15 protein-coding genes and 1 pseudogene are annotated in these 17,317 nt (G+C 61.4%); 9 read left to right on the top strand and 7 right to left on the bottom strand.

The annotated features are described in order from the left end of the window. Positions 1 to 5: 5 nt before the first annotated feature. On the bottom strand, positions 6 to 1,811 hold the full coding sequence (locus tag BW992_RS14345) for a di-heme-cytochrome C peroxidase (RefSeq protein WP_076406446.1): 1,806 nt from the start codon (positions 1,809 to 1,811) through the stop codon (positions 6 to 8). A 268-nt stretch (positions 1,812 to 2,079) separates the two neighbouring features. Here BW992_RS14345 and BW992_RS14350 point away from each other — a divergent pair, with 268 nt between their 5' ends. From BW992_RS14350 to BW992_RS14375, 6 genes and pseudogenes are all read left to right on the top strand, one after another. Continuing rightward, the gene (locus BW992_RS14350; RefSeq protein WP_072393940.1) at positions 2,080 to 2,793 is read left to right on the top strand and encodes an FKBP-type peptidyl-prolyl cis-trans isomerase; all 714 of its coding nucleotides are present in this window, start codon (positions 2,080 to 2,082) and stop codon (positions 2,791 to 2,793) included. A gap of 293 nt (positions 2,794 to 3,086) precedes the next feature. Then, on the top strand, positions 3,087 to 3,542 hold the full coding sequence (locus BW992_RS14355; protein ID WP_072393937.1) for a YkvA family protein: 456 nt from the start codon (positions 3,087 to 3,089) through the stop codon (positions 3,540 to 3,542). A gap of 114 nt (positions 3,543 to 3,656) precedes the next feature. Further along, positions 3,657 to 3,998: a helix-turn-helix domain-containing protein gene (locus BW992_RS14360; protein ID WP_072431647.1), complete on the top strand. Its 342-nt coding sequence runs from the start codon at positions 3,657 to 3,659 to the stop codon at positions 3,996 to 3,998. After that, complete coding sequence (locus BW992_RS14365) at positions 3,995 to 4,366, top strand: hypothetical protein (RefSeq protein WP_003179080.1); 372 nt, start codon at positions 3,995 to 3,997, stop codon at positions 4,364 to 4,366. The genes BW992_RS14360 and BW992_RS14365 overlap by 4 nt, the downstream gene beginning before the upstream one ends. Further along, the gene (locus tag BW992_RS14370) at positions 4,366 to 4,767 is read left to right on the top strand and encodes a sel1 repeat family protein (protein WP_072393934.1); all 402 of its coding nucleotides are present in this window, start codon (positions 4,366 to 4,368) and stop codon (positions 4,765 to 4,767) included. Before BW992_RS14365 ends, BW992_RS14370 begins: the two co-directional genes overlap by 1 nt. A 361-nt stretch (positions 4,768 to 5,128) precedes the next feature. Then, positions 5,129 to 8,107, top strand: a pseudogene (locus BW992_RS14375) (DUF6531 domain-containing protein); the annotation flags it as partial. Positions 8,108 to 8,113: 6 nt separating this feature from the next. Here BW992_RS14375 and BW992_RS14380 read toward each other — a convergent pair. Further along, positions 8,114 to 9,892 (bottom strand): bifunctional diguanylate cyclase/phosphodiesterase, encoded by a 1,779-nt coding sequence (locus tag BW992_RS14380; RefSeq protein WP_072393931.1) that lies wholly within the window; start codon positions 9,890 to 9,892, stop codon positions 8,114 to 8,116. A 126-nt stretch (positions 9,893 to 10,018) separates the two neighbouring features. Continuing rightward, positions 10,019 to 12,097, bottom strand: coding sequence for a carboxy terminal-processing peptidase (locus tag BW992_RS14385; RefSeq protein WP_165887868.1), 2,079 nt, complete (start codon positions 12,095 to 12,097; stop codon positions 10,019 to 10,021). A gap of 139 nt (positions 12,098 to 12,236) precedes the next feature. Here BW992_RS14385 and BW992_RS14390 point away from each other — a divergent pair, with 139 nt between their 5' ends. From BW992_RS14390 to BW992_RS27535, 3 genes are all read left to right on the top strand, one after another. After that, a complete protein-coding gene (locus BW992_RS14390) occupies positions 12,237 to 13,199 on the top strand; it encodes a zinc-binding dehydrogenase (protein ID WP_076406448.1) in 963 nt (320 codons plus the stop codon). Between the two features lie 272 nt (positions 13,200 to 13,471). Beyond that, a complete protein-coding gene (locus tag BW992_RS14395) occupies positions 13,472 to 13,693 on the top strand; it encodes a hypothetical protein (RefSeq protein WP_072393922.1) in 222 nt (73 codons plus the stop codon). Between the two features lie 9 nt (positions 13,694 to 13,702). Further along, positions 13,703 to 13,942, top strand: coding sequence for a hypothetical protein (locus tag BW992_RS27535; RefSeq protein WP_072459327.1), 240 nt, complete (start codon positions 13,703 to 13,705; stop codon positions 13,940 to 13,942). A 62-nt stretch (positions 13,943 to 14,004) separates the two neighbouring features. Here the strand turns inward: BW992_RS27535 and BW992_RS14405 are convergent, their stop codons facing one another. Genes BW992_RS14405 through BW992_RS14420 form a run of 4 tightly spaced genes read right to left on the bottom strand, consistent with a single transcriptional unit; the run spans position 14,005 to position 17,314 of the window. Further along, a complete protein-coding gene (locus tag BW992_RS14405; protein WP_072393919.1) occupies positions 14,005 to 14,658 on the bottom strand; it encodes an HAD family hydrolase in 654 nt (217 codons plus the stop codon). Between the two features lie 46 nt (positions 14,659 to 14,704). Next, on the bottom strand, positions 14,705 to 15,694 hold the full coding sequence (locus BW992_RS14410; RefSeq protein ID WP_072393916.1) for an ABC transporter ATP-binding protein: 990 nt from the start codon (positions 15,692 to 15,694) through the stop codon (positions 14,705 to 14,707). Beyond that, on the bottom strand, positions 15,691 to 16,491 hold the full coding sequence (locus BW992_RS14415) for an ABC transporter permease (RefSeq protein WP_072431616.1): 801 nt from the start codon (positions 16,489 to 16,491) through the stop codon (positions 15,691 to 15,693). Before BW992_RS14415 ends, BW992_RS14410 begins: the two co-directional genes overlap by 4 nt. Beyond that, on the bottom strand, positions 16,478 to 17,314 hold the full coding sequence (locus BW992_RS14420) for an ABC transporter permease (RefSeq protein ID WP_168199554.1): 837 nt from the start codon (positions 17,312 to 17,314) through the stop codon (positions 16,478 to 16,480). Before BW992_RS14420 ends, BW992_RS14415 begins: the two co-directional genes overlap by 14 nt. Between the last annotated feature and the right edge of the window lie 3 nt (positions 17,315 to 17,317).

Here is a 17,317-nt window from a genome sequence, read left to right on the forward strand (position 1 = left end):
CATCATCACAATTGCGACTCCAGTGGCCCGCCGAGCACTTTGAGGTATTCCAGCAGCGCCCAGCGCTCCTGCGGCTGCAGCAGGCGGCCAATCACGCCGTTGCCGCGTTCGCCTGCGCGGAATTCGTGGCCGCTGTTGTGGTTGCCGGTGATCCGGGTATCGAAGACGAAACCGTTGGTGAAGGCCTCGGTGCGATAGCCCAGGTGTCGTGGATCGTATTCGAAGCTGCCTTTATAGAAGGTGGTCGCCCGCTCGGCCTGGGGTGAGAGCAACTGATAGATCGTCGGTACCGAGCCGTTGTGCAGGAAAGGCGGCGTGGCCCACACGCCGGCCAGCGGACGAGCCTTGTAGGCGCGCAGTTCGCGCACGCCAATGGGCAAGCCGAAGCCATCCAGTGCCGGACGCTCCTCTGGAGTCACGCCGGCGTCGCGGTAAGCCCGGTTTTCGACGAATGCCGTGACGTAGGCCAGGCCCTTGGCGACCGAGAGCTGGCTCATGTCCAGCGGTTGCGTCGGGGTAGGGTGCAGTTGCACTTCCAGTTTCGCCAGTTCGGCCGGGTCCCATTGCAGGCTGGTCAGGTCGAAGCGGTGATCGGCGATATTGTTGGCGGTGCCCGGGTCGGTGCCGATGACCTTCACGGGCAGCATGTGCAGTTGCTGGACCGGCCTGTCGGGACCCTGGACCACTTTGGGCACGTGGCAACCGGCGCAGTTTTCGGCGAACAGGGCCCGGCCTTTGGCGGCCAGGGGTTTATCGACCGGGCCCAGCAATGCTTCCGGCCAGACCGGCGGCTTGAGCAGTTGCAGCGTCTCTTCGATGGTATGCAGGTCGCGCACGCGCACGCTGGACGGGTAGCGCGCATCGCCCAGCAGCGGCTTGCCCTGGGCGTCGAAGAAATTCAGCGTAGCACCGACGCCCAGGGCTTCGCCGACGTTGCGGGCCATTGGCTGCTGGGCCGAGCCATTCCACTGCACCCAGTCGAATGTCCACATTTCCCACAGTTGCGGGTAATCCACCGGCGCGTCCGCGACGCGGTAGTTCTTCGCCGAAATGGCATCGCCGAAGCTGGCGTTGGCGATACGGCCAAAGGCGTCGGTACGGCCGGGCCCTTCCTCGGTGGGATAGAGGCCACGATGGGTGTCGTTCCATGCGGTGCGCACGAAAGTGTCCAGGGAGTCCTTGAAGGCCCCGCGTAGTTCGTCCTTGCGGGCATCATAGTCCTGGCCCAGCACCTTTCGGGCGAAGCGTTCGAATTTCCAGGGGTTGTAGTAGGTCGACGCCAGGCTGGCGACCAGGGCCTGTCCAAAACTGCCGCCGCGCAATGTCGGGACGCTGGAGGGCAATACGTGCTGGGCCGAGCCGCCATCGATCCTTATTGCCTGGCCCTTGAAATGCAGTTCACCGGTGTGACACGCGGCGCAGGTGATATCCAGGAACTGCTCGCTGCTGCCAGCGTTCTGGTGCCGGGTGAAGCCCACCGGCAGATTGCCTGGGTTTTGCGGCGAGGGCTTCTGCGCCGGGTCCACCAGAAAGCCGAAGCGCGCCAGGTATTGCGGCGAGGCGAAGCGCTCTTGCGAAAACGGCAGCTCCAGCGCGGTGAACCAGTCGTAGCGCAGGCCTTTGACCTGGGTTCCCTGCGGAGTGAAGTAATACGTCTGGCGCTCGGCGGCGCTCCACTGGTCCAGGTAATGCACCTGTTCGACCGGGGTATAGAAGGGGAGGCGAGGGTTGGCGACGTAATAAAGCACTACGGCCACTGCGACAAAAAGCAGCACGAGGATCAACAATAGGATGCGGGAGAGAAGGCGCACGGTAACGTCCTTGTTTTTTTGATAAGCCCTTATGCCTCAGAGGCGCGTGGCCGGCAAGTGGCCATTATCGTAGGGTTGCGAGTCGCGGTGATTTGTCGCTATGCGCCCTGGATAACGGAGCCTTAATCGGCCCAGGATCAAATTGCGTTTGCACGCCTGAACTTATCACTGGTTTGTGGCTCACATGCCGGTAGCCATTGGTCGTGGCCGCCTGATAAGCTCGCGGCTTTACTCGATTGCCCTTTAGGCGCATGAACAAGGAAATAGCATGAAACAGCATCGGTTGGCGGCGGCGGTTGCCCTGGTTGGCCTGGTCCTCGCAGGTTGCGACTCGCAGACCAGCGTAGAGCTGAAAACCCCGGCGCAGAAAGCTTCCTACGGTATTGGCCTGAACATGGGCAAGAGCCTGGCTCAGGAAGGCATGGATGACCTGGACTCCAAAGCGGTCGCCCAGGGCATCGAAGATGCCGTCGGCAAGAAAGAACAGAAGCTGAAAGACGAAGAACTGGTCGAAGCCTTTGCCGCGCTGCAAAAACGTGCCGAAGAGCGCATGGCCAAGATGAGTGAAGAGTCGGCGGCCGCCGGCAAGAAATTCCTCGAAGAGAACGGCAAGAAGTCGGGTGTAACCACCACCGCTTCTGGCCTGCAGTACGAAGTGGTCAAGAAGGCCGACGGTCCACAGCCCAAGCCGACTGACGTGGTGACTGTCCACTACACCGGCAAGCTGATCGACGGCAAGGTGTTCGACAGCTCCGTTGAACGTGGCAGCCCGATCGACCTGCCGGTCAGCGGCGTGATCCCGGGTTGGGTCGAAGGCCTGCAACTGATGCATGTCGGCGAGAAGTACAAACTGTACATCCCGAGCGACCTGGCTTACGGTGCCCAGAGCCCGAGTCCGGCCATCCCTGCCAACTCCGTCCTGGTGTTCGACCTGGAACTGCTGGCAATCAAGGATCCGGCAAAAGAAGACGCAGCCAAGTAACCGCGTCTGATCTCAACGAAAACGCCTCGCTCATGCGGGGCGTTTTTGTATGCGGGCGCCGGCAACATCAAAAAAACGAACGCATGCCGCAGGCGGCAGTCATAGGCATTACAGGCGCCGCGCTAGCCCCAGTCGGCCGGTCAAGTCAATGAAATATTGGGTTTTTTTTAGTGAGTAAAAAACGCCCGATCTAAGCCGGGCCCTTGTGCAACGGGGGCTTCAGCGGTGAAATGCAGGTCTGTTCACAAGGTTATCCACAATTTGTGTGGATAACATTTCAGTGGGAAGAAGAAATGAAGGCACCGTGGAATTTTGCCCGATTCCTGCCTTTGGCGGGGCGCTTGCTGGCTCGCGGTCGATTGCCGACGCTGTTGTTTGCCGTGGCCAGCAAGAGTGCCCGGGAGGGCGGTCGCCTGGGTCGGCTCAAGGATGACCTGCGCCTGCTGCAGGCCTTGTGCCTGGCTTACTGGCGTGGTGAGTATCGGGCCGTGAGCGCCAAATCGCTGCTGTCCATCGTGGCAGGCCTGATGTATTTCCTCAGCCCCCTGGACGCCATACCGGACCTGCTGCCTATGTTCGGCATGTTCGATGATATCGCCGTGCTGGCATGGATCATGAAAAACCTCGATGCCGAACTCAGCGCCTTTCGTGCCTGGCGTGATCGACAACTGCCCGAGAAGCTCGTGCGGGTCGAAAGGCTTCCGGACACCCCGGAGCAGCTTCAACTCGAAGGTCAGAAAAAAAACTGATCCTGTTGCATTTTCCTCATGGATTCATCGCCCCGCGACCTTAGCCACTATTTAGGATTACACTTCCTAGGAAAAAAGCTGACTCGCTAAGTGTTGTTGTCCTACGGGGTAGTCATGGATATTCAGATAATCACGCGCGACGGAGAGCCCGAGTATGCGGTTTTACCGTGGGATCAGTACCAATCATTGTTGAAAGCCGCAGGCATCCATCAAGCACCGCCGCACGAAGCCACGGTCCATCCGGCGGCGACACCCGGTCAGGACCTTCCTGGTCTGGATCAATTACGCAGTTTGCGCGAAGGGAAGGGCATCGCCATCGAGGCGCTGGCCCGCACGGTAGGAATCAGCCCGTCTTATCTGGCCATGATCGAAAGCGGCGAGCGTCAGCCCGATGCCGCGATTCGGCGTAGTCTGGCCTGGGAGTTGACGGTGCCAGGTTGGAGGGATGAATCGTGAGTGTACGCATCAGTCGACAGCATTGGGATGGATTGCTGGGGGAACTGGACCAGGCGCGCCGCCAGCGCCATCTGTTGACGTATCGGGCGTTGCTGGAGCGCTTGCAATTGCCCAGTCCGGCCATGCAGACCCTGACCGCGGCCCTCGAGCATCTGGCAGCGCTGGATGCCCGGGCCGAGCAGCCTCTGCGCAGTTCGCTGGTCATCAGCCAGGGCGCCAGCCGGCTGCCACGCACGGGGTTCTTCGAGTGCGTCGAGCGCCTTGGGCGCTTCTCCGGTCCTTCCGATGGCGTGGCCGCTGCCTCATGGCATGCCTCCGAAGTGGTCCGGGTGTTCGAATACGAGTATCCCGAGTCGGCGGAGGCCTGATGTTCTGGCGTATCAAGGCACGGGCCGGTTACTGGCTGGCGCGCCGACTGTTCCACTGGCCATGGTTCGTCCGCCAGCCTCGCGGCTGGGCGTGGCTCGAGGGGCAGTTTTCCCGCATGGCGAACCTGGGCGATGTCGGTGCCCAGAGTTTCTATGGCCATATCCTCACCTTTCGCGGCCAAGGGCTGGGCGCCCGGGCCGAAGGTATTCGCCTGTTGCGGCTGGCGGCCTTGGCGGGGGATGGCAAGGCGGCCTATCAGGTCGGCGTGCTCAGCATGACCGGAACGGTCGGCAAGGCGCCGGACCCGGTCGAAGCGGCACGCTGGTGGGCGCTGGCGGCGAAGGCCGGACATCCGTTGGCCGAGGACCGGCTCCAGAAGCTCGAAGGCCACGACCTGTAGACTTATCCACAAGGCAGGCGCAGCGTGCGAGCCTCGGTGGATGGGTTGTTGTGCGCTCTGGTGAATTTAAAGAATCGCCCTACATCCACCGCTTCTTTCGCTGACTTATTTCCCCTGTTATCCACTGCAAAGTCTCGCCCTTCCTGAGTGTTGCGAGACCTTTGCCCATGTTCGACCGGTTTTCCCTGCGGGCCCCTGTTCGAGCCGCGTCCTGATGGAACAGATGCGTCGTATCGAGGAAGCTGTCGACAGTTCCCAAGGCACCCTGACGGTTTGCCACGAGCAGCCCTCGCTGATGGGCATGGAGCGGCTGATCCGTTTCGCTGGACGTCCCCCGATAATCAGCACGGCGGCCTTGCCTTGCACCCGCGGCGGCCAGCTGTCCTTGGTCACGGGCGAGGGATTGCTGAGCCTTGACGACGGTCAGCTCGATGGCCGGATGCCGTTTGTCTTCACTCGCATGTACCGCAGCGGTGCCGCCGATCAGGACCTGGGCCTGGGACGTGGCTGGAGCCATGCCCTGGCGCATCGCTTGCGGCTTGAAGACGGGCAAGTCATCTGGATCGACCAGGAAAACCGTCGGACGACCTTTCCCCTGCCCAGCGTCCAGCGCCCGGCGATTCAACATGGCCTGGTCCACGCGGCGATTTACCTGGGGGGCGAACCGGATGAGATGATCATTGCCCAGCCGGGTGGGCAAGCACCTTTCCTGCATTTTCGCGACGGCCAACTGATCGCCCTCAGCGACCGCTACGGCAACCGCCTGACCCTGCAGCGCAACATCCATGGCGATATCAGTCGCCTCGACAACGGTGTCGGACGCTGCCTGCGCCTGCGTTACGAGCAGCGCCACCTGGTGGCCATCGACTACCAGAGCTTCCATCCGGCCCTGACCCTGGACGACGCCTGGCGTACCGAGCAGACCTTGATGTCCTACCGCTATGACGGGCGCCTGCGACTCATCGAAGCGACCAATGCCGCCGGTGAGAGCGAGCGCTACGACTACGACGACCAGCACGTCATCCTCCAGAGGCAACTGGCCGGTGGCGCGAGTTTTTTCTGGGAGTGGGAGGGGGCCGGGAAGTCGGCCCGCTGCGTGCGGTATTGGGCCTCGTTCCCGCAGTTGGACATCCGTTATCGCTGGGGCGAGGGCGGTTGCGTCACGGTCCGACACCTCGACGGCAGCGAAGAGGCGTACATCCACGACGAGCAGGCCCGTCTGGTGCGCAAGGTCGATCCCGATGGCGGCGAGCACCTCAAGGCCTACGACGAACAGGGGCGTTTGATCGCTGAGCAGGATCCCCTGGGCGGCGTCACCGAATACCGTTACGACGAGGACGGACGGCTGGCAGCGCTGATTCCACCGAACGAACTGCCTACGACCTACGAATACCGCAACGGTGTCCTGTACGCCAAGGCGCGCGGTGATGCGAGATGGACCTACCGGTGCAATGCCCAGGGTGACGTGATCGAGGTCATTGACCCGGGTCGACAAAGTACCGGTTATGCCTATGACGCTCACGGACAGTTGTCGGCGATCCGCTATCCGGACGGCGGCGAACACCGCTTCGCTCGCGATGCTCTGGGGCAGTTGGCTGAAGAAACCTTGCCAGATGGCAGTCGACGGGCGTTTACCTACGACCTCCTCGGGCGTTTGCTGACCTGCCAGGACGAACACGGTGGCTTGACCCATTATCAATGGGACGCCGTGGGGCGCCTGCTTCAGGCGACCTCGCCAACCGGTGCCAGCCGCGCCTGGCACTACAACGCCTACGGCAAGATCACCCGTGAACGCGACGAACAGGGCCGCATCACCCATTACGAATATGCCGATGATTGGCCCTTGGTCAGCCGACGCATCAACCCCGATGGCAGCGAGCTGCACTACCGATATGACTCGGCGCGGTTGCTACTGACCGAAATCGAAAATGAATCCGGGGAAAAATACCAGCTGGACTACACCCCCGGCGGCCTGATCCGACGGCAAGTCGGCTTCGACGGCCAGCGTACGGACTACGTCTATGACCTCAACGGAGGCCTGCTGGAAAAAACCGACTTCGGCGTCGATGGCAGCCAGTGGCTGACGACCTACCAGCGCGACGCGGCCGGGCGGCTTCGGGTCAAGACCTTGCCCGACGGACAGTCGATCCAGTACCGCTACGACAGGCTGGGACGGCTGGCGGAGGTCAGCGATGGCAGCGATCACCCGCTGGTCTTCGAGTACGACGCCCAGGACCGGCTGGTCGCCGAACATCAAGGCCAGGGCACCCTGCGTTATCGCTACGATACCTGCGGGCGGCTCGATCGCATGGGCTTGCCGGACAACAGCCAGGTCGATTTCCATTACGCCGCAGGGGGGATGCTCACTGCCATCGACCTCAACGGTGAGCGCCTCACCGAACATCGTTACCGGGCCGGTCGCGAATGGCAGCGTCAACAGGGACTGCTGCTCAGCCACTATGACTACGATGACCAGGGCCGTCTCAGGGCTTGTACGGTGCAACAGAACCGGCAGTCCTTGTTCTGGCGCGCTTTTACCTACAGTGCCAAGGGAAACCTTGAGGTCATTTCCGACAGCCATGATGGACAGTGCACTTATCGGTACGATGGCTCGGATCGGCTGATCCGCATCGAGCGTGGCCAGGATGAGCCGCCGCAACCCTTCGGCCACGGCCCGGTTGGCAATCTGCCGCAGGGCCCTTACCCGCCCAGCCTCGAGGACAACCGCCTGCCCAGCGAAGGCGACCACCACGCCGACTACGACGCCTTTGGCAATCTGATCCGCGAGCGTCACGGTGAGGCTCACGTCCTCCTCACTGAATACCGGTATGACACTCAGCATCGCCTGATCGGCGTCACCACGCCGGAAGGTCGCGAAATGTCCTACCGCTACGACGCGTTTGGCCGACGCATCAGCAAGACCGTCGAAGGCCTGACCACTAGGTTTTTCTGGCAGGGGGATTTCCTCGTCGCTGAAAGCAGTCCGCGCCACTACCGCAGCTACCTCTACGAGCCCGGCACCTTCCGCCCACTGGCGATGCTCGACGGCAAAGGCCTGAACAGCTGCCCGTTCTACTACCACCTCGACCATCTGGGGCTGCCCCAGGAACTGACCAACTATGGCGGCCAGATCGTCTGGTCGGCGCGCTACACCGGCTACGGCAGGGCCTGTGCGATCGAGCACGGCGGCGGCGAAGAGCTGGAGCAGCCGCTGCGTTCGCACGGCCAGTACTTCGACCCCGAGACGGGTCTGCACTATGATCGGCACCGCTACTGCAATCCTGAAACCGGCCGCTACCTGACAGCCGATCCGAGCCAACTGGCGGCTGTGTTCGGTGGGGTGTCGCTATACGGTGGCCACGTCCACATCCTTCGCAGGCTCTGCCTCGACCAGGTACACGCTGCCTCCGGCCATGTCCTTGGCATGATGCTTGGCCTGTGAAGCCAGTTCCGCCAGCTGGCTGGCGTCCAGCTCCTCGCACGCCTCCGACCGCAGATACACCACCCCGATGGACAGTGACAACAACGCAAACTCCTGGCGGACCCCTTGCCGGTTCAGTGCGGTAAAGCATCCCGCTTCCAGGTGTTCGGGGCGATAGAAGCGCCGGCAGTGGGTCTGGAAGTCGCTCAGAAGCTGGTCCAGGCGCTTGCGCCAGTCTTCCGGGCCAAGGACCAGCAGGAAGTCGTCGCCGCCGATGTGGCCGACGAAGTCGCGGCTGGGGTCGATGCGTTCGTTCAGGCATTGGGCCAGGCACAGCAGGACTTCATCGCCTCGGCCGTAGCCATAGATATCGTTGAAGGGTTTGAAACTGTCGATGTCCACGTAGCAGATCACCGATTCCTGCCGTTGCTGCAGCAGGCGGGTCAGGCATTGCTGGATGGGGACGTTGCCCGGCAGCAGGGTCAGGGGGTTGGCGTAGCGGGCCTGCTGGATTTTCAGCTCGGTGATGAGCTTGAGCACGTCGATCACCCGCCCCAGTCCCAGGTAACCGCCGTTGAGGGTGATGATGAAGTCTTCTTCGATGCGTTGCCGGGCGCGGCTGGTGATGAGGCGGCTGACCTGCTGCAGCGACTGGTTCAGCTCCACGGCCAGGAAGTCATCGCTCATCAGGCGGCTGATGGGTTTGCGGGCGAACAGGTCGGTGGCGAAGGGCTTGAGCAGGGCGTCCGAAAGCGAATGGCGATGGACGATGCCACAGGGGTGGTTCTGGTTGTCCAGTACCGCCAGGGAATTGAGGTTGGCCTGGCGCCGAAAGGCCTCCAGCACTGTGGCCGTGGGAGTGTCGTGAGCCACGGCCGGTTGTTCGTTGAGCAAGGCCCCGAGGTCGTTGACCTCATCGTTCAGCGATACTGCGCCGCTGTCCTGCCTGGGCATGAGCGCCCTGGCGTCCCGGGACGGCTGCTCCTGGGGGCGGGCCAGCAGGTAACCCTGGACCAGGTCGACGCCCATCTCGATCAGTACCGCCAGTTCCTCGGGCAGTTCGATGCCTTCGGCGATGACCTGCGACCGTGAGGTGCGGGCGATCTTCAGGATCGAACCGACGAATTCGCGCTTGAGAGCGTCCTGGTGAATGCCATCGATGAAATGCCGATCGATCTTCACATAGTCGGGCCGCAATTCGGACCACAGTCGCAGGCTCGAATAACCAGCCCCCAGGTCGTCCAGGGCGATGGAAAAGCCCATGGCGCGATAATGATGCAAGGCGGTCTGCAGGAGCTGGAAGTCGTCGATGGGGGTTTGCTCGGTCAGTTCGATCACCACCTGGCTGGGTGGAATGCCGAAATCCTGCAACAGCTGCAATGTGCGGCCGGTCTGGTGCGCCGACTCCAGCAGCGATTCGGGCGAGACGTTCAGAAACAGTTTGCCCGGCAGTTTCTGCTCGTTGAAACGCTGGCAGGCGCTGCGCCGGCAGGCCAGTTCCAGTTCACTGAGCCGTCCGGCCTGGCGTGCCACGGAGAGCAGGGCGATGGGGGAGTGCAACGGGCTGTTGGACGGTCCGCGGGTCAGGGCCTCATAACCCACGATGCGTCGTTCGGAAAGGCAGATGATCGGTTGGAACAGGCTGTGCAAACCGCTTTGAGTCAGGATTGAACTCAAGGCACCCAGCTGTTCGGTCGTGGTCATGGCTATCTCTGGCGAAAAAAAAGGACTGGGCGCCTCCCGCTGGGGGCGCCCGGTCCTGTATTTCACGACAGAATGATGTCAGTTTGATGACGCTCCGAGGAGCGGTAGCATTAAATGGCTATCACCTTAATGTTTCGCGACCGCCGTGTTGAGTTTCAGGTAATCCAACAGGATTCGCCCGGTCTCGCTCAGGTAGGCATCGTCTTCCGGCTTGGTTTTTTCCGGCTCGGTGATGAGGTCTTCGTCCTCTTTCTTCAATTCCTTGAGCGGTTCTTCACCCTTGGCCTTGCGGCGCAGGTTTTCCATCGCCAGTTGCTTGGCCTCGATGTCGGTGTGTTGCGCGCGACGCTCGGTTTCGTTGAGGGTGACGGTCTTCTCGGTCATCAGTTTCTGCGCCAGGGCCAGCTTGTCGCGGATGAACACGAATTCCGCGTCCTGGGCCGTGCGGGCGTCATGCTCGGACTTGAGCTGGGCCAGGAACGGCTTGAACGGGTCCACCGCCGGTTTGATCGCCGGCCGGATGGTGTCCCACGGCATGGCTTCGGGCAGGGCGCTTTCGCCGATTTCCTTGGTGTCGATGATCGACGGGTAATCGATATCCGGCAGCACGCCCTGATGCTGGGTGCTCTGCCCGGAAACCCGGTAGAACTTGGCCAGGGTCAGTTTCAGCTCGCCATGGTTGAGCGGCTGGATGGTCTGCACGGTGCCTTTGCCGAAGGTCTGGCCACCGATGATGAGCGCCCGGTGGTAGTCCTGCATGGCGCCAGCGAAGATCTCCGAGGCCGAAGCCGACAGGCGATTGACCAGCAATGCCATCGGGCCCTTGTAGAACGCGCCCGGGTTTTCGTCTTCGAGCACATCCACCCGGCCATCGGCGTTGCGTACCAGCACGGTCGGGCCCTTGTCGATGAACAGGCTGGTCAGCTCGGTTGCTTCCTGCAGGGAACCACCGCCATTGTTGCGCAAGTCGATGACCACGCCGTCGACCTTTTCCTTCTGCAATTCGGTCAGCAGTTTCTTGACGTCGCGAGTGGTGCTCTTGTAGTCCGGGTCACCGGCGCGGAAGGCTTTGAAGTCCAGGTAGAAGGCCGGGATCTCGATGATGCCGAGCTTGTAGTCCTTACCGTCCTGCTTGAGTTTGAGGACCGATTTCTTCGCGGCCTGTTCTTCCAGCTTCACCGCTTCACGGGTAATCGACACGACCTTGCTGGTCTGGTCGTTCGGGGCATTGCTGGCCGGGATGACTTCCAGGCGCACCACCGAGCCTTTCGGACCACGGATCAGCTTGACCACTTCGTCCAGGCGCCAGCCGACCACATCGACCATTTCCTTGTCACCCTGGGCGACGCCGATGATCTTGTCCGCCGGGCTTACCTGCTTGGTCTTGTCGGCGGGGCCTGCCGGCACCAGGCGCACGATTTTCACCTGGTCGTTGTCGCTCTGCAGCACCGCACCGATGCCTTCCAGGGACAGACTCATGTTGATGTCGAAGTTTTCCGCGTTATCCGGTGACAGATAATTGGTATGCGGGTCGTAGGACATGGCGAAGGTGTTGATATACGCCTGGAAGATGTCCTCGGCGCGGGTCTGGTCCAGGCGTGCCAGCTGATTCTTGTAGCGCTTGATCAGGGTTTCCTGGATCTGCTTGGGTTCCTTGCCGGCGATCTTCATGCGCAGGACTTCGTCCTTGACGCGTTTGCGCCACAGGTCGTCCAGTTCGGCGGTGTTTTTGAGCCAGGGGGCGTCCTTGCGATCCACCAGCAAGGTTTCCTTGGCATTGAAGTCGATTTTGTCGACGCCTTTGTTCAGTTCGGCAAGGGCGTAGTCCAGACGCGCTTTCACGCGATCCAGGTAGCGTTTGTAGATGATGAACCCTGCGTTCAGGTCGCCGCTCTTGAGGAAGTCGTCGAACTGGGTTTTCCACTTGTCGAATTCGGCGATGTCGCTGGCCAGGAAATAACTGCGCGACGGATCGAGCAGCTTCAGGTAGCTGTCATAGATGATGACGGAGCGTGCATCGTCGAGGGGAGGCTTGCTGTAGTGATGGCGCTTGAGCAACTCGACGACGTTAAGGCTGGCAATGACCTCGTCGCGATCGGGTTGAAGCTTGTCCCAGCTGTTGGCTGCGAACGTATCGCTCGACAGCGGCAACAGACCGAGGCCAATGACAAGCGCAAGGGCAGTGCTGGGGAACAGGTGCTTCATACTGATTCGACGCAGGGACAATTGATAACGCATATTAGGCCGTCTTTGAAGTCGCCGGTTCCATGTGGCCCGGGCGCATAATGCAAGAAAGCCCGGCGTTGCGGCAACGGGCCCAGTCGAGACTCACTATGGAGGCACCGTGAAAGCATTGCAAGGCGTTGAAGGCCAAGTGGTATGGGCTGATGAGCCAAGTCCGGCATGTGATGCCGGCCAAGTTCGCATCCGCGTGGCGGCTGCCGGCCTGAATCGGGCCGATTTGTTACAAAAGGCCGGGCATTACCCGCCGCCGCCCGGTGCCAGTCAGGTACTGGGGCTGGAGTGTTCCGGAGTGATCAGCGAGGTAGGGCCGGGCTCGTCCTGGCAGGTTGGCGACCGTGTCTGTGCCTTGCTCGCCGGCGGCGGTATGGCGCAGGAAGTGGTGGTCGATGGCCGGCATGTCCTGCCCGTGCCCGAGGGCCTTTCCATGGCTGAAGCCGCCGCGCTGCCTGAGGTCTACAGCACCGCATGGCTGAATCTGTTTCAGCTGGCTGCGCTCAAGCCGGGCGAGAAAGTGCTCCTGCACGCCGGAGCCAGTGGCGTCGGATCGGCGGCTATCCAGCTGTGCAAGGCGTTCGGCAACCCGTGCTGGGTCAGTGTTGGCTCGGCGGATCGGTTGGCCTATTGCGAGGCGTTGGGCGCTCAGGGCGGCGTGGTTCGCACCGATGGCATGGACAGCCTGAACGACTTCGGTCCCTTCGACGTGATTCTCGATCCGGTGGGCGCCAGTTACGCCCCGCTCAACGTGAAACTTTTGTCAGTTGACGGGCGTTGGGTATTGATCGGCCTGATGGGCGGTCGGGAAACCCAGCTGGACCTGGCGCAGGTACTTGCCAAGCGCATCCAGTTGCTGGGCTCGACCCTGCGCAGTCGCGATGGGCAGTTCAAAGCCGATCTGCTGCGAGAGTTGGGCGAGCATGTCTGGCCGCTGTTCAGCGAGAAACGCCTGAGTCCGCAACTGGCCGGGACCTTTGCCATCGGGGATGCCGAAGCGGCGTTTGCAGAGCTGGCGAGCAACAAAGTGTCAGGCAAGTTGGTGCTGGTAATCGATGAAAGCCTGAGCTGATCCCTGGCCCATGGGAAGCAGATTGTCCGATAAGCGGGGTCTGTTTCCCCCCTGCACTGTTCTGACGACACTCCGGCGAGGAAGCGAACCTCCGTCGTGGATCGGTGAACACGCCAGGCTGTTCGCTCCGCTGGAAAGCCCATGCACCTGTCAGGTCTGACAGTAGACACCATGGAGAAAGCCGCCCTAGAGTGGGTTCGAGAGTAATAGTTGTCTCTCTGTTCAGTGTCACTAACAGAAGAGGTGATGTGATGGCTACAAAAGAACTCCGCATGAGCCAAGAGTACGTTGACGACAATAGATCGCCCGACGTTGTCCTGGAGATCTACAAAGGCAGGAAATTGCAGTTCGCGACCTTTGTCACGGCTTCGAAAAAGAACGGACCCTACGACACCGTCAACGTCAAAACCGACATTGATGGCGACGGTGATATGGACAGGCAAGACGAAAAAACAATTCTGGATCTGGCAAAAGCCTTTTCCAAGTTCAAGTAGGGCGCTGTCATGTCAGGCCATGTCGCCTTGCACGCGTCGGTTTGTGCACTCTTGCTGATAGTTGTCGAGGCTGTCTGGGGGCAAGTGCCTTCGGATACATCGGAACAAGGGCCGTGGGGAACTTGGGGAGCGGCTGCCTACTGCCCCCAGGGGCAGTATGTCTGGGGATTGCGCCTCAAGAGTGAGCCCGATCAGGGCAGTGGGGATGACACGGCCCTGAATGCGATGCAGGTGTATTGCGGGCTGTAGGCTTTTCGTACAAACCCCAGGCTTTGTCTGAACCTTTCGCCACCCAAGCCTGGGAGCTGGCTTCATGTCCAGCTATGGATCGGCCAGCCGGCCGATTCGGCATAGGCCTTCAATTCCGGATCCGGGTTCACCACATGCGGGTGATCGATCTTGAGCAGCAGCGGCAGATCATTTCGCGAATCGGAATAGAAACTCGCGCCTTCGAGATTCTCTTCTTCCGCATCCAGCCAGTCCAGCAGCCGCGTGATCTTGCCTTCGCGGTAGGTCAGGACGCCTACGGTCTTGCCAGTGTATGCCCCATGGGCGACCTCGAGATCGATCGCCAGGATCTCATCGATGCCCAGGCGTTCGGCAATCGGCTTGACCAGGTGCGTGCCCGAGGCGGAGATCACCAGGATCCGGTCGCCGGCCTTGCGGTGTTCGGCGATGGCCTTGGTGGCGTCGCTGAAGATGATCGGTTCGATGAAATCTTCCACCCATGGTGCCACCAGATGCTCGATTTCTTCCGGCGTGCGGCCGATCATCGGCTCCAGGCTGAAGTCCATGTACTCTTCCATGCGTAGCTTGCCGTGACTGTAGGCGTCCATCAGCTCATTGTTGCGACGCATGAACGACTCGGGGTCGACCCACCCCAGTCGGCCCATCTGCTCGCTCCAGAGGGTGGCGCAGTCGCCGTGGATCAGGGTTTCGTCCAGATCAAAAATTGCCAGGGCCATCAGCGCGTTTCCCTTTTCAGTATCAGCTTCAGAATCGACAAAGCCATCAGGCTACCTCACACAGCGCCGACGGATCGATGGAAAGTGCCAATCGAGCGCCATCAGGGTGCAGGTCGGCGGCGGAGCGGTTGAGCACATCCACCACCAGTTCCACGCCACGGGCCTCGACCCGGTAGCGGATGACATTGCCCAACAGGCTGTGGCTGCGGATCAGCGCATCGGCCTCGCCGCTGCGGTTCAGCTCGATGGCTTCCGGACGAATCGCGATGCGGCTGTTCACCGGCCGTTGCAGCAGCCGGGTGGCGCTGTCGGCGTCCAGCAGGTTGTAGTTGCCGATGAAGCCGGCGGCAAAGACATCCACTGGCGCAGTGTAGAGGGTCTCGGCATCGCCGCTTTGTACGATCTTTCCTTGGTTCATCAGGAAAATCCGGTCAGACATGGTCAGGGCTTCTTCCTGATCGTGTGTGACGAAAATCGTGGTCAGGCCCAACTCGCGCTGGATCTGACGGATCTGTTCGCGCAGGTGTTTGCGAATCCGCGCATCCAGGGCCGATAACGGCTCGTCCAGCAGCAACAGGCGTGGCCGGGTCACCAGGGAGCGGGCGAGGGCGACGCGCTGGCACTGGCCGCCGGAGAGTTGATGGGGATAGCGGGCGGCAAAGTCGTGCAGCTCCACCAGGCGCAGGATCTCCGACACACGCTGGTGGCTGTCCGAGGCGTCGACCTTCTGCATGCGCAGCCCGAAGGCCACGTTCTGCTCCACAGTCATGTTGGGAAACAGGGCGTAGCTCTGGAAGACCATGCCGATCCCGCGCTTCTGTGGGCTCAGCGGGACGATGTCCTGGCCGTCCAGCAGGATCTGGCCGGCGTCCACCGCCGTCAGGCCGGCGATGCAACGCAGCAGCGTGGACTTGCCACAACCTGACGGGCCCAGCAGGGTGACGAATTCGCCCTTGTGGATCTCGCAATTGATGTCGCTGAATACAGGGGTGCCGGCGTAGCTTTTCTGCAGGTGTTGGACGCTGACGTAGCTCATTGGCTTTTGTCCTTGTTCAAGATATTGGCCGCCCAGGTCAGGACCAGTACGAAAAAGAAGTAGGAAATCACCAGCGCACTGGTGAAGTGGCCGCTGCTGTTGCGCATGTTGTTCAGGTAGACCTGCAGGGTTTCATAACGGGTGCCTACCAGGATATTGGCGAAGACGAACTCGCCGAACAGGAACGAGAACGACAGCAGCAATGCCACCATCAGGCCCTTGCGCAGGTTCGGCAGCACTACCAGGAACGCCGCCTGGAAGGTGCTGGCACCGAGCAATTGGGCGGCATCCATCAGGTCGCGCAGGTTGATGGCCTGCAGGTTGTTGGTGATCGCCCGGTACATGAACGGCAGGGCGACCGTGAAATAGCAGCCGATCAGGATCCATGGCGTGCCCACCATCGCCAGTGGCCCGGAGCCGTAGAGCTGAAGCAGCCCCACCGAAGACACCACCGGCGGTACCGCGAAGGGTAGCAGGATGAGGATATTCATCAGCGCGTCGAGCTTCGGGAAGTGGTAATGCACCACGAACAACAGCGGCAGGATCAGCACCACCGAAAGCACCAGCGCTGCGACGCACACCACCAGCGATTGGCCGAACGCGCCGAGAAACCGCGGATCGCTCCACAGTTGCACATACCATTTGAACGTGAAGCCGCTGGGCAGCACGGTGGCCGACCAGCTGCTGGCGATGGAGTAGACCAGGGTGCCGACCAGGGGCAGCAGCAGGATGGCGAACAGCACGTATACCACCACCCGGTGATAGAGCCCGGCAGGGCCCGATTCAGCGCGCGACATGGTAGCTCCTCTTGAGCAGCAACTGATGGACGATGGTCACCAGGGTCATCAACGCCACCAGGACCACGGCCAGGGCGCTGGCCATGTTCGGGTCGAGGGAGATATCCCCGGACACCATGGCGGCGATGCGGATGGGCAGGACGTTGAAGTTGCCGGTGGTCAGGGCGTAGACCGTTGCGTAGGCCCCCAGGGCGTTGGCCAGCAGGATCACGAACGTGCCCAGCAGCGCCGGGGTCAGCACCGGCAGGCCGATGTGCCGCCAGAACTGCCAGCCACTGGCCCCCAGCAGGGCGGCGGACTCGCGCCAATCTTCGCGCAGGGCGTCGAAGGCCGGATAGAGCAGCAGCACCCCCAGGGGAATCTGGAAGTAGGTGTAGAGGATGATCAGCCCGGTTTTCGAATACAGGTTGAAATCCTCGATCACGCCGGCCTGTTTGAGCATCAGGGTGATGCTGCCGTTGAACCCCAGCAGGATGATGAACGCGAAGGCCAGGGGCACGCCGGCGAAGTTGCTGGTCATGTTGGCGAAAGCGTTGACGAAATTGCGCAGGCGCGAATCGACCCGGCGCAATGAATAGCTGCCCAATACAGCGATGACGATGCCGAACACGCTGGACCAGAAGCTGATTTCCAGGCTGTGCTGGATCGCCTGGCGATAGAACTTGGAGTTGAAGATCTTGCTGAAATTGGCCAGGCCCCAGCCGAACTCTTCCGATTCCAGGCTATTGACCAGTACCCAGAGCAGCGGGGCGATCTGGAACACGATGAAGAAAATCGCGAAAGGCACCAGGCACAAGGCTGCCAGCCATTTGCCGCGTGTCATGGC

It is taken from the genome of Pseudomonas sp. 7SR1 (assembly GCF_900156465.1).
In the GTDB taxonomy this organism is placed as follows: domain Bacteria; phylum Pseudomonadota; class Gammaproteobacteria; order Pseudomonadales; family Pseudomonadaceae; genus Aquipseudomonas.